This window comes from Pelomonas aquatica, from assembly GCF_026712205.1.
GTDB classification, from domain to species: Bacteria; Pseudomonadota; Gammaproteobacteria; order Burkholderiales; family Burkholderiaceae_C; genus Pelomonas; species Pelomonas aquatica.
Genome location: NZ_JAPPUW010000009.1, coordinates 136,893 through 148,745, shown reverse-complemented (window position 1 = coordinate 148,745; position 11,853 = coordinate 136,893). Strand labels below are relative to the sequence as shown.

The window sequence follows — 11,853 nt, the reverse complement described above, 5'->3', positions numbered from 1 at the left end:
AGGGTGCCCAAACTCCCTTATTTGAGGAACGACTGTTTTCTTATTTCCTTATGCGGGTCGCGGCGAGCGCGCTCAACCACGCACGGCCAGCATGACGGCATAGGCCTTGAACACGGCCGTGGCCGGCTGGCCGACGGCCAGGCCCAGCGCATCGACGGCGTCGTTGGTCACGCTGGCCGTGACGACCGCGCCGCCGGGCAGCGTGAGGCCGACGAGGCTGGACACCGCGCCGCGCTGCACGCGCGACACCGTGCCGGCGAGCTGGTTGCGGGCCGACAGCTGGTAGCCGCCGAAGTCCGTCACCAGCACGACCTCGCTGGACTTGACCAGGGCCAGCGCCTCCTTGCCGGTCTGCACCTGCAGCTCCTGGGCGGCAAGCGTCGTCAGCGACGCGGTGACCTGCTGGCCGCCGTCCAGCGCGACGCGCACCGTCGTCGTGGCCGGGCCGGGGTTGACGCCGGCGATGCGGCCGTGGAACTGGTTGCGTGCGCTGGTCTTCATGCTCATCCTCTTCAGCAGGGCGCTCAGCCCCGGTTGTTCGTTCAGCCAGGCTTCCTGCTCGCCCAGGAAACCGGCGAGCCGCGACTGCAGGCCGCGCCAGGCGTCCAGCAGCGCCTTACCCGCGGCGGTCAGCCGCGTGCCGCCGCCGCCGCGCCCACCGGTGGCCGTCTCGACCAGTGGCGCATGCGTCAGCGCACCGGCCGCGTCCAGCACCAGCCAGGCGCCCTTGTAGCTGTAGCCGGCGGCGCGCGCGGCCTTCTGCAGCGAGCCGGTCAGGGCCAGCGCGGCGAGCAGGTCGAAGAAGCGGCCGTCGAGCCGGCCGGCCAGGCGCAGCTCGCCCTGCAGCAGGGGCCGGTCCTGTGCCTTCAAGGCGACCGCTCCAGAGCGGCGCGCAGGTCGGGATCGTCGGCGCGCAGCCGCTGCCGCACGCCGCCGCCATCGAGCAGGAAGACTTCGTCGGCCAGGGCCATCACGTCCTCGGGGTCGTGGCTGACGATGACGGCCGGGATGCCCAGGCGCCGGCGCAGTTCGCGCAGCTCGGCGCGCAGCTCGCGGCGCAGCGTCGTGTGCAGGGCCGCAAAGGGTTCGTCCAGCAGCAGCACCCGCGGCTTGCAGGCCAGGGCCCGCGCCAGCGCCACGCGCTGCTGCTGGCCGCCGGACAGCGTGGCCGGCCGGCTGGCCGCCAGGGCCGCGAGGCCGAAGGACTCGATCAGCGCGTCCACCCGCGCGGCGTCGTCGGCCTTCAGGCGCCGCCGCCAGCTCGTCAGGCCGAAGGCGATGTTGTCGCGCACGCTGAGGTGGGGGAAGAGGGCGTACTGCTGGAACAGATAGCCCACGCCGCGCGCCTCGGGGGCCAGGCAGACGCCGCCGGCCGTGTCCAGCAGCGCGCGGCCGTTCAGCCGCACATGGCCGGCCTGCACCGGCAGCAGGCCGGCCATGGCCTGCAGCGTCAGCGACTTGCCGGCGCCCGAGGGGCCGTAGAGCGCGACGAAGGGCGCATCGGTCGCGAAGGCGATGTCGAGGTCGAAGCGACGGCGGGCGTCGTTGACGGAGAGTTGCAGGCGGACGTCGATCAAGGCTTGCCGAAACCGTATTTGCTCAAGATGGCCTGCGCTTCGCTGCCGGCAAGGAAGTTGACGAAATCGCGCGCCAGCGCCGCCTGCCTGCTGTCCGCCACGACGGCGGCCGGGTAGGTCACCGGCGCATGGCCGCCCACCGTCATCGCGATGCGCAGCTTGTCCTTCAGCAACTCGGCATCGCTGCGGTAGACGAAGCCGGCCTCGACCTCGCCGCGCGCAACGTAGTCCAGCACCTGGCGCACGTTGTCGGCGAACACGAGCTTGGGCTGCAGGCCGGCCCAGAGCCGGGCGGCTTCCAGTGCCTGCTGGGTGTAGCGGCCCACCGGCACGGAGGCGACCTTGCCGACGGCGATGCGCCTGACCTCGGTCCGGCCCAGGTCGGTCAGCGCCGCGATGGCCGGCGTGCCCTGCAGCGGCGCGATCAGCACCAGGGCGTTGCTCGCGAAGTCGCGCCGCGTGTCGGCGGCGATGAGCTTGCGCTCGGCGCCGCGGTTCATGGTCTCCTGGTCGGCGCTGGCGAACACGTCCACCGGCGCGCCCTGCGCGATCTGCTGCAGCAGCACGCCCGAGGCCGCGAAGTTGAAGCGCAGGCTCGCACCCGGCCGGCCAGCCTCGAAGCGCGGGGCTATCTCCTTGAAGGCATCCGTCAGGCTGGCGGCAGCCGACACGGTCAGCTGCTGGGCCGGGGCCAGCAGCGGCAGCGCGGCGAGGGAGAGGGCGAGCAGCAGGCGTTTCTTCATGGCGGCGGGCGTTGCAGATAGCGGTTGGACAGCACGAGCACGGCCACCGAGACGGCCGACACGACGAGGGCGAGCGCCAGGGCCAGGTCGTCGCGGCCGGCCTGCACCGCGTCGTAGATGGCCATGGAGGCGGTCTGGGTCTGGCCCGGGATGGAGCCGGCCACCATCAGCGACGCGCCGAACTCGCCCATCGCGCGGGCGAAGGCCAGCAGCGTGCCGGCCAGGATGCCGGGCCAGGCGAGCGGCAGCGTCACGCGCAGGAAGCTGCTCCAGCCGGACTGGCGCAGCGTGCGCGCGGCGGCCTCGAGATTGCGGTCGACCTGGGCGAAGGCGCTGCTCGCGCCCTTGAGCACCAGGGGCAGCGCGACCAGCGTGGACGCGACGACGGCGCCATGCCAGTTGAAGATGATGCTGTAGTCGAAATGCTGGCGCAGCCAGCCGCCCACGGCGCCGCGCCGGCCCATCAGCACGAGGATGCCGTAGCCCAGCACCGTGGGCGGCAGCACCAGCGGCAGCATGCAGACGGCCTCCAGCAGGGCGCGCCCCGGCAGCCTGGTGCGGGCGAACACCCAGCCCAGGGCCACGCCCAGCAGCAGGGCCAGGCCGGTCGCGACGGCGGCCACGCGCAGCGTCAGCGCCAGCGGCGCGGCGTCGAACTGGCTCCAGAGCTCGGTGGGCATGGTGTCGTAATGTAATCGGCTACATCACGATGGACCGTCGCCGGCCGGGTGAAAGCCCTGCGGCTATCCTCGCGGCACTTCGCCATGGATCTGCTCACCGACCTCTTCGCCCACCACGGCCTCGTTGCCGTCGTGCTGGCCGTGCTGCTGGAGCAGCTCGGCGCGCCGCTGCCTTCCACGCCGGTGCTGCTGCTGGCGGGCGTCGAATCCGCCGCGCGCGAAGGCTTCGGCCCGCGGGCCTTCCTGGCCGCGACGCTTGCGGCGCTGCTGGCCAACGGGCTGTGGTTCTGGGCCGGCCGGCGCCTGGGCCGGCGCGTGCTGGCCACGCTGTGCCGCATCTCGATCTCGCCGGACAGCTGCGTGCGCCAGAACGAGGCCAGCTTTGCGCGCCGCGGCGTGGCGACGCTGGTCATCGCCAAGTTCGTGCCCGGCCTGTCCATCCTCGCGCCGCCGCTGGCCGGCGCCCTGGGCATGCCGGCGCGGCGCTTCATCGGCTGGAACCTGCTCGGCTCGGCGCTGTGGGCCGGCGCGGCCATCGGCGCGGGCTGGGCCTTCCATGCGCAGATCGACGCGCTGCTGCGCACGCTGAGCCGGCTCGGCAGCGCCGCGCTGGCGCTGGCGGGCGCCGCGCTGCTGGCCTACATCGGCTGGCGGCTGTGGCGGAGGGCGCTGGTCAGGCGCGAGCTGGACCGCTTCGAGCGCCTCGGGCCGGCCGAAGCGGCGGCCCTGCTGGGCGAGCGCGGCGACATCGTCTTCGTCGACGTGCGCGCCTGTTCGCCCGAGATGCCGCTGCCGAGCCGCATCCCCGGCGCCCGCCACCTCGACCTCGGTGCTCTCGACGACGCCGCGCTGGCCGACTGGCCGCAGGGCGCCGAGTTCATCACCTACTGCGCCTGCCCCAACGACGCCTCGGCCGTGCGCGCGGCGGTGTGGCTGAAGCGCCAGGGCCGCCGCGCCCGCGTGCTGCGCGGCGGCATCGAGGCCTGGACCTTGGCCGGGCTGGCCCTCGAGGCCGGCTGAGCCGGGTTGTTTGCATAAAACTAGTGTTAACCCTATAATCGGGTTTACCCTAGAAAGCAAAGCGGCCACGAGCCCGAAAGCCAAATGGAACTGATCCAGACTCTGTTCTCCTCGCTGCGCGACGCGCTTACCGTCACGACCCAGACCGACATCGACGAGCGCTATCTGTCCGATGCCGTCGACCATGTCGACCTGGAGCGCCGCATCGCCTCCCAGGCCCGCGCCTACATGGCGATGGCGCCGCTGAACATCGGCCGCTGAGCGGCCGGCGGCATCCGGCCGCCAGCCAATGCGCGCCCTGGCGTGTCAAACGCCCGTTGAAGCTGCCCTGCTCGACGGGCGTTTTTCGTTGCCCACGCTAAAGTGCCAGCCCCCCGGGCCTTTGGCGCGGCCTCCCGAAGTTCCCAAGTGACCCGCAACCCCGCAAGCCCTGCCAGCCCCTGGCGCCTGTCCGTCGCGCCGATGATGGATTGGACGGACCGCCACTGCCGCTATCTGCATCGCCTCATCACCCGCCACGCGCTGCTCTACACCGAGATGGTGACGACCGGCGCGCTGCTGCATGGCGACCAGGGCCGCCACCTCGACTTCAACGCCGAGGAGCACCCGGTCGCGCTGCAGCTGGGCGGCAGCGAGCCCGACGACCTGGCCGCCTGCGCCCGGCTGGCCGAGCGCTGGGGCTATGACGAGGTCAACCTGAACTGCGGCTGCCCGAGCGAGCGCGTGCAGAAGGGCGCCTTCGGGGCCTGCCTGATGGCCGAGCCGCAGCTGGTGGCCGACTGCGTGAAGGCCATGCGCGACGCGACCGCGCTGCCCGTCACCGTCAAGCACCGCATCGGCGTCGACCGAATCGAGAGCTACGGCTTCGTGCGAGATTTCGTCGGCACGGTCGCCGCGGCCGGCTGCGAGGTCTTCATCGTCCACGCGCGCAACGCCTGGCTGCAGGGCCTGTCGCCCAAGGAGAACCGCGAGATCCCGCCGCTGCGCTACGAGCTGGTGGCGCAGCTCAAGCGCGAGTTCCCGCAGCTGACCATCGCCGTCAACGGCGGCCTGAAGACGCCCGACCAGATCGCCACGCAGCTCGAACTGCTGGACGGCGTCATGATCGGCCGCGAGGCCTATCACGAGCCCTGGAGCATGGCGCAGTGGGATTCGCGCTTCTTCGGCCAGCCCGACCCCGCGGCGTCGCGCGAGCAGGTGGAAGCGGCGTGGCTGGACTACCTCGACCGCGTGCATGCCTCGGGCCGCTCCTGGGCCCATGCGATGCGCCACGCGCTCGGCTTGTGGAACGGCACGCCCGGCGCGCGGCGCTGGCGCCAGGTCTGGAGCGACCACCGCCTGAAGACGCTGGCGCCGCGCGAGGTCGCCCGCCAGGCGACGGCCGCGCGGCTGTCAGGCATCCCCATCGCCGCCTGAGGGACGAGCCCGCCCGCGGCGGTGCGCCAGATACCAGGCCGCCGGGATGACCAGCATGCTCAGCAGCGGCGCCGTCAGCATGCCGCCCACCATCGGCGTCGCGATGCGCGCCATCACCTCCGAACCGGTGCCGTGGCCGAGCAGGATGGGCAGCAGGCCGGCCATGACGACGGCCACCGTCATGGCCTTGGGCCGCACGCGCAGCACGGCGCCCTCGCGGATGGCCGCGAGCAGCGTCGCCTCATCGTCAGCCTCGCCAGCGGCCAGGCGCTGCCGCCAGGCGTTCTGCAGATAGACCAGCATCACGACGCCGAACTCGGCCGCGAGGCCGGCCAGCGCGATGAAGCCGACCGCCGTCGCGACCGAGATCGCCTGGCCCAGCGCCCAGACCAGCCAGAAGCCGCCCACCAGCGAGAACGGCACGGCGGCCATGACCAGCGCGGCATCGCCCGCCGAGCGGAACAGTACATAGAGCAGCACGAAGATGATGGCCAGCGTGACCGGCACCACCGTCTTCAGCCGCTGCGTGGCCCGCTCCAGGTACTCGAACTGGCCGGACCAGGACAGCGCATAGCCGGCCGGCAGGGCCACCTGGCTGGCGACCGCCGCCTGCATGTCGCGCACGACCGAGCGCAGGTCGCGCCCGCGCACGTCCACATAGACCCAGCCCGACAGGCGCGCGTTCTCGCTGCGGACCATGGGCGGCCCGTCCGCGACGGACAGGCGGGCCACGTCCTGCAGCAGCACGGTGGCGCCGCGCTCGGTCACGAAGGGCAGCCGGCGCAGTCCCTCCAGAGAATCGCGCAGCTCGCGTGGGTAGCGGACGTTCACCGGGAAGCGCTCGCGCCCCAGGATGACTTCGCCGACGTTGTCGCCGCCGATGGCCGTGGACACGACGGCCTGCACATCGGCCACGGACAGGCCGAAGCGTGCCGCGGCGGCGCGGTCCACGTCGACGTCGATGTAGCGGCCGCCGGTCAGGCGCTCGGCCAGCGCGGAGGACACGCCGGCAACGCCGCGCACGGCCGCCTCGACCTGCGTCGCCAGCCGGTCGATCGTGACCAGGTCGGCGCCGGCGATCTTGATGCCGACGGGGCTCTTGATGCCGGTGGCCAGCATGTCGATGCGGTTGCGGATGGGCGGCACCCACAGGTTGGACAGGCCCGGCACCTTGACGGCGCGGTCCAGTTCCTCGACCAGCTTCTCGGGCGTCATGCCTGGCCGCCACTGCGCGCGCGGCTTGAACCGGATCGTCGTCTCGAACATCTCCAGCGGGGCCGGGTCGGTGGCCGTGTCGGCCCGGCCCGCCTTGCCGAACACGCGCTCGACCTCGGGCACGGTCTTGATGAGGCGGTCCGTCTGCTGCAGCAGCTCGGCGGCCTTGGACACCGGCAGGCCGGGCAGGGCCGAGGGCATGTAGAGCAGGTCGCCTTCGTCCAGCGGCGGCATGAACTCGCCGCCCAGGCGGGAAACGGGCAGGGCGGTGACGGCCAGCACCGCCGCCGCGGCCAGCAGCGTCGCCTTGGGGAAGCGCAGCACGGCCTCCAGCGCCGGCCGGTAGATGGCGATGAGGACGCGGTTGACCGGGTTGGCGGTCTCCCTGGGGATGCGGCCGCGGATGAGGTAGCCCATCAGCACCGGCACCAGCGTGACCGACAGCCCGGCGGCGGCGGCCATCGCATAGGTCTTGGTGAAGGCCAGCGGCGAGAACAGCCGGCCCTCCTGGGCTTCCAGCGTGAAGACCGGCAGGAAGGACAGCGTGATGACCAGCAGCGAGAAGAACAGCGCCGGCCCCACCTCCACGGCCGCCTTCGCGACGAGGTCCCAGCGCTCGGCAATCGTGGGCCGGCGACCGTGCGCCGCCTCGAAGTGCTCCAGCTGCTTGTGGGCCGCCTCCACCAGCACGACGGACGCATCCACCATCGCGCCCAGCGCGATGGCCACGCCGCCCAGCGACAGGATGTTGGCGCTGACGCCCTGCCAGTGCATGACGACGAAGGCCGCCAGCACGCCGACCGGCAGCGTCACGACGGCCACCAGGGCCGAGCGCAGATGGAAGAGGAACAGCGCGCAGACCACGGCGACGACGATGAACTCCTCGACCAGCTTCACGCGCAGGTTGTCGACGGCGCGGTCGATGAGCTGGGAGCGGTCGTAGGTCTCGACCACCTCGACGCCCTTGGGCAGGCCGGGCTTGAGCGCCGCCAGCCTGGCCTTGACGGCCTCGATGACCGCGCGCGCGTTCTTGCCGGAGCGCATGACCACCACGCCGCCGGCCACCTCGCCCTCGCCGTCCAGTTCGGCGACGCCTCGGCGCATCTCGGGGCCGACCTGGACCGTGGCGACGTCGCGCAGCAGCACCGGCGTCGCGCCGCCCACGGCGAGCGGGATGCCGCGGAAGTCGTCCAGCGACCTCAGGAAGCCGCGCGAGCGCAGCATGTACTCCGTCTCGGCCATCTCGACGACCGAGCCGCCCGATGACTGGTTGGCCTTCTGCAGCGCCTGCGCGACCTGGGACTGCGTGATGCCGAGGGCGCGCATGCGGTCCGGGTCCAGCACGACCTGGTACTGGCGCACCATGCCGCCGATGCTGGCCACCTCGGCCACGTCGGGCACGGTCTTGAGCTCGAACTTCAGGAACCAGTCGTTCAAGGCCCGCAGCTGGCCGATGTCGGTGTTGCCCGTGCGGTCGACCAGCGCGTATTCATAGACCCAGCCGACGCCCGTGGCATCGGGGCCGAGGGCGGCGGTCGCGCCGGCAGGCAGGCGGCTCTGCACCTGGTTCAGCGACTCGACCACCCGCGAGCGGGCCCAGTAGGGATCGGTCCTGTCGTCGAACAGGATGTAGACGAAGGAGTCGCCGAAGAAGGAGTAGCCGCGGACGGTCCTGGCGCCCGGCACGCTGAGCAGGGTCGTCGTCAGCGGATAGGTCACGAGGTCTTCGACGACCTGCGGCGGCTTGCCGGGGTAGCTCGTGCGCACGATGACCTGCACGTCGCTGAGGTCGGGCAGCGCGTCGACCGGCGTGCGCGCCGCCGACCACAGGCCCGCGGCCGCGAGCAAGACCGCGGCGGCCAGCACCAGGAAGCGGTTGGCGATGGACCGGCGGATCAGCGCGGCGATCACCGGGCACCTCCCGCCGATGCCGGCTGCGCGGCGGCCATGGCGCCCAGCACCGACTTCAGCCTGGCCTCGGAGTCGACGAGGAACTGGCCGCTGACGACGACCTGGTCGCCATCGGCCAGCCCGGCCAGCACCTCCAGCTGCTCGCCCAGGTCGGCGCCCAGCGTCAGCTCGCGCGGCGCGAACGCACCGTCACCCTGGCGCACGATGGCCACGGCGCGGGTGCCGGTGCGGATGACGGCTTCGGCGGGCACGACCAGGCGGCGGCTCGACGCCCCGGCGACCTGGAGCCGCAGCAGCATGCCGGGCACCAGCCGGCCGCCGCGGTTGTCGACCTCGAAGCGGGCCTGCAGCGTGCGCGTGCCGGCGCTGACCTGGGGCAGGATTTCCTGCAGCTCGCCGGCAAAGGCCTGCGACGCATCGGCCTGCAGCACCGCCTTGACCTTCTGGCCGCGCTGCAGCCGCGCCGCCTGCGCCTCGGGCACCTCGGCCACCGCCCAGACCTTGTCCAGCCCGGCGATGCGGAACAGCGTCATGCCCGGCGCGACCTGCACGCCCTCGCGGACACCGAGCTCGGCGACCACGCCGCCCGCCGGTGCCGTCAGCGTGAAGCGCGGCTGAGCCGTGCCGGTTTCCTCGCTCAGGCGCACGAGCCCGTCGGGGATGGACAGCGCGCGCATGCGCTCCCGCGCCGCCGCGACGATGTCCGGCGCCGCGCCGGCCTGCTTCAGCGCCAGCAGCTCGTTCTGCGGCGCCAGCCATTCGGGCGCAAAGATGGTGGCCAGGGCCTGCCCCTTGCGGACCCGCTCCATCGTCGCGCGCACGGCCAGATGCTCGACATAGCCGGCCACGCGCGACTGCACGGCGACGCCGAGGCGCTCGTCGAACTGCACCGTGCCAACGGCATCGAAGGAGGAGCCCACGTCGGCCTGCCGGACCGTCGCGGTGCGGATGCCCAGGTTCTGCTGCACGGCCGGGCTGATGCCGACGCCGCCGTCCGTGGCTTCGTCCGCATAGACGGGCACGAGCTGCATGTCCATGAAGGGCGACTTGCCGGGCCTGTCGAAGCGCGGGCCGGGCACCATGGGGTCGCGCCAGTACAGCGGCTTGCGTTCGGCCGCGGAGGCGGCCGGCGCGGTGGCGGCGATGGCGGGCTCGCGATGCTCGCTGGCGCGGCCGGCCAGGAAGCCGCCGGCCGCGACAAGGGCGCCGGCGGCGGCCAGCGCGAGGGTGGTGGTGATGCGCTTCACTGGGCGCCTCCTTCGGGAATCGGCTTGAAGCTCAGCTGGGCCTGGGCGCGCGCGAGGTCGCGCTGCAGCGACAGCAGCTTGCGCTGGGCCTCGACCTCGGCGTGCCGGGCTTCGAACAGCGCGGCCAGCGGCAGCTGGTTGGCGCGGTAGGCGGCCAGGGCCGCGGCGGTGCGCTGCTGCGCGGGCGTGGCGACGGCGGCGCCGTAGCGGTCGATGCGCTGCTGCAGGCGGGCGGCGTCGCTGGCCAGGGCCTGGTAGTCGGCGCCGGCGACGCGGGCCGCCTCGGCCAGCTCGGCCTCGGCCTTGTCCACGAGCGCCAGCCGGGCCGCCGTCTCGCGGTCCTGGCGCCGGCTCGGCGCGACCTGCAGCGGGATGCTCACGCCGAAGGACACAAGATCGGAGTAGCCGCTGCGCTGGCCGTAGGAAACCTCCCAGGTCCAGTTCGGCCTGCGTTCGCTGGCGGCCACGGCGGCGCCGCGGCGCGCCAGCTCCAGCTCGCGCTGCAAGGCCAGGACCGCCGGGTGCGCGGCCAGATAGTCCGGCTCGGTGGGCGGGTGCAGCACCGGCGCTGCGGCCAGGGACTCGGGCAGGAAGCCCACCCAGCGCTGCACGCCGACCAGGGCGCTGGCCTGCAGCTGGCGGGCTTCGTCGCTGTCGTCCTCGGCGACGCCGCGGGCCGCCGCGAGCTGCAGCACTTCGGCGCTTCCGCCCGCGGCGGCGGCCAGGCGCGCCCGTGCGGTTTCCAGCGCTTCGAGCAGGTGGTGCTCGGTCTGCACCGTGAGCTTGAGCGCCTCGCCGGCATACCAGGCGTCGACATAGGCCAGCGCGACCTGCAGGCGCGCCTCGGCTTCGGCCGCGCGGCCCTGCACGGCCTCGCGCTCGGCCAGCGCCCAGGCAGCGCCTTCGCGCGCGGCGCGCTTCTCGGCCGGCAGCCATTCCTGGCTGAGGCCGATGCGCTTCATCGTCATCGACTCGCGCGTCGTGCTGAAGCGGTCGGCGCCGGTCACCGGCAGGTTGTCGACGCCGACGCGCAGCATCGGGTCGGGTAGCTGGCCGGCGGCCCGCGCGGCCTCGCCGGCGCTCGCCGCGGCCGCACGGCCCGCGTGCGCCGCCTCGGAGCGCTGGACGGCGAGGCTCAGCGCCTGGTCGAAGGACAGGGGGGCTGCCGCGGCGAGTGCAGGCACAGCGGCGGCAACTAGGGCGGCAGCCAGGGCGGCGGCACGCAGTGTTCGGAATGACATGGGGGCTCCGGGACGAACATGGGCCTTGCTGGCGGGCATGCCGCGCCAGCGCGGTTCAGTCGACGGAGCGGGTCAGACGCGCAGCCTGAGCGTGGACAGGAAGAGCGGGTCCGGCGGCGGCCGGACTTCGGCAGCGGCGGCCGTCGGCATGGCGCGTGCTGCGTCGGCCACGGACGCCAAGGGCAGCACGAGCATCTGGACGAGGGCCGGCTGCGACGCCACCGGCAGCTTCACCGCCTCGAAGGTCTGGCCCGGGTCGGCCGCGTGCTGGTGGCAGAGCGCGGGTTGCTGCGAGTCCATGCCGTCGCAGGGCATGCCGGCCATCGTCATGGCATCTGCCCGCTGCGGGCAGACATAGGCCGCCAGCGCCAGCTGCGAGAACAGCAGCGACAGCACCACGAGCAGCGTGGTGGTCAGGCGATGGCGGCGGCGGTGCGACATGGGCGCGTCGAGTCTAGTGCCGAGAGGCGGTCCTAGCCTTGACTCGCCTCAATGGCCGTCACCGTGAAGGCGCCGTTCAGCCGTTCGACGGTGAACCTGACCTTGTCGCCTTCCTTCAGCCCGTCCAGCAGCTTCGGGTCCGCCACCTTGAAGACCATGGTCATGGCGGGCATGCCCAGGTTGTCGAGCGGCCCGTGGCGCAGAGTCAGCTTGCCCTGCGCGCGGTCGATCTTGCGGACTTCGCCTTCGCTCTGCGGGGCGGCGGCCGTGGCCGTGGCGTTGGCGACCGGGGCCGTCTGCGCCTGCGCGTGGGCGGCCAGGGCCAGCGCGGCGGCGGCCAGCATTTGCGTGAGCTTGTTCAT

12 protein-coding genes are annotated in these 11,853 nt (G+C 72.8%); 3 read left to right on the top strand and 9 right to left on the bottom strand.

The genetic code is table 11. The features are described 5' to 3' along the window. Positions 1-72: 72 nt before the first annotated feature. The 4 genes from NYP07_RS11740 to modB are packed head-to-tail and all read right to left on the bottom strand — an operon-like array spanning position 73 to position 3,000. Positions 73-870 (bottom strand): TOBE domain-containing protein, encoded by a 798-nt coding sequence (locus NYP07_RS11740; protein ID WP_268150598.1) that lies wholly within the window; start codon positions 868-870, stop codon positions 73-75. Next, positions 867-1,577, bottom strand: coding sequence for an ATP-binding cassette domain-containing protein (locus NYP07_RS11735; protein ID WP_268150596.1), 711 nt, complete (start codon positions 1,575-1,577; stop codon positions 867-869). Before NYP07_RS11735 ends, NYP07_RS11740 begins: the two co-directional genes overlap by 4 nt. Then, positions 1,574-2,320 carry a molybdate ABC transporter substrate-binding protein gene (gene modA, locus NYP07_RS11730; protein ID WP_268150594.1) on the bottom strand — a complete coding sequence of 249 codons (747 nt, stop codon included), beginning with the start codon at positions 2,318-2,320 and terminating at the stop codon, positions 1,574-1,576. Before modA ends, NYP07_RS11735 begins: the two co-directional genes overlap by 4 nt. Then, positions 2,317-3,000, bottom strand: coding sequence for a molybdate ABC transporter permease subunit (gene modB, locus NYP07_RS11725; RefSeq protein WP_268150592.1), 684 nt, complete (start codon positions 2,998-3,000; stop codon positions 2,317-2,319). The genes modA and modB overlap by 4 nt, the downstream gene beginning before the upstream one ends. An 84-nt stretch (positions 3,001-3,084) precedes the next feature. On the opposite strand from modB, the gene NYP07_RS11720 reads away from it, so the two are divergent. From NYP07_RS11720 to dusA, 3 genes are all read left to right on the top strand, one after another. After that, the gene (locus NYP07_RS11720; protein WP_268150590.1) at positions 3,085-4,020 is read left to right on the top strand and encodes a VTT domain-containing protein; all 936 of its coding nucleotides are present in this window, start codon (positions 3,085-3,087) and stop codon (positions 4,018-4,020) included. 84 nt (positions 4,021-4,104) lie between these two features. Beyond that, complete coding sequence (locus NYP07_RS11715) at positions 4,105-4,281, top strand: hypothetical protein (protein WP_268150588.1); 177 nt, start codon at positions 4,105-4,107, stop codon at positions 4,279-4,281. A 201-nt stretch (positions 4,282-4,482) separates the two neighbouring features. Beyond that, positions 4,483-5,436 (top strand): tRNA dihydrouridine(20/20a) synthase DusA, encoded by a 954-nt coding sequence (gene dusA, locus NYP07_RS11710; protein WP_378989933.1) that lies wholly within the window; start codon positions 4,483-4,485, stop codon positions 5,434-5,436. Here the strand turns inward: dusA and NYP07_RS11705 are convergent. From NYP07_RS11705 to NYP07_RS11685, 5 genes are all read right to left on the bottom strand, one after another. Then, positions 5,413-8,562 carry an efflux RND transporter permease subunit gene (locus NYP07_RS11705; RefSeq protein WP_268150584.1) on the bottom strand — a complete coding sequence of 1,050 codons (3,150 nt, stop codon included), beginning with the start codon at positions 8,560-8,562 and terminating at the stop codon, positions 5,413-5,415. The genes dusA and NYP07_RS11705 overlap by 24 nt on opposite strands. Next, on the bottom strand, positions 8,559-9,809 hold the full coding sequence (locus tag NYP07_RS11700; protein WP_268150582.1) for an efflux RND transporter periplasmic adaptor subunit: 1,251 nt from the start codon (positions 9,807-9,809) through the stop codon (positions 8,559-8,561). The genes NYP07_RS11705 and NYP07_RS11700 overlap by 4 nt, the downstream gene beginning before the upstream one ends. Next, the gene (locus tag NYP07_RS11695) at positions 9,806-11,050 is read right to left on the bottom strand and encodes a TolC family protein (protein WP_268150580.1); all 1,245 of its coding nucleotides are present in this window, start codon (positions 11,048-11,050) and stop codon (positions 9,806-9,808) included. Before NYP07_RS11695 ends, NYP07_RS11700 begins: the two co-directional genes overlap by 4 nt. Before the next feature lie 72 nt (positions 11,051-11,122). Further along, on the bottom strand, positions 11,123-11,491 hold the full coding sequence (locus NYP07_RS11690; RefSeq protein ID WP_268150578.1) for a hypothetical protein: 369 nt from the start codon (positions 11,489-11,491) through the stop codon (positions 11,123-11,125). Between the two features lie 32 nt (positions 11,492-11,523). Further along, a complete protein-coding gene (locus NYP07_RS11685; protein ID WP_268150576.1) occupies positions 11,524-11,853 on the bottom strand; it encodes a copper-binding protein in 330 nt (109 codons plus the stop codon).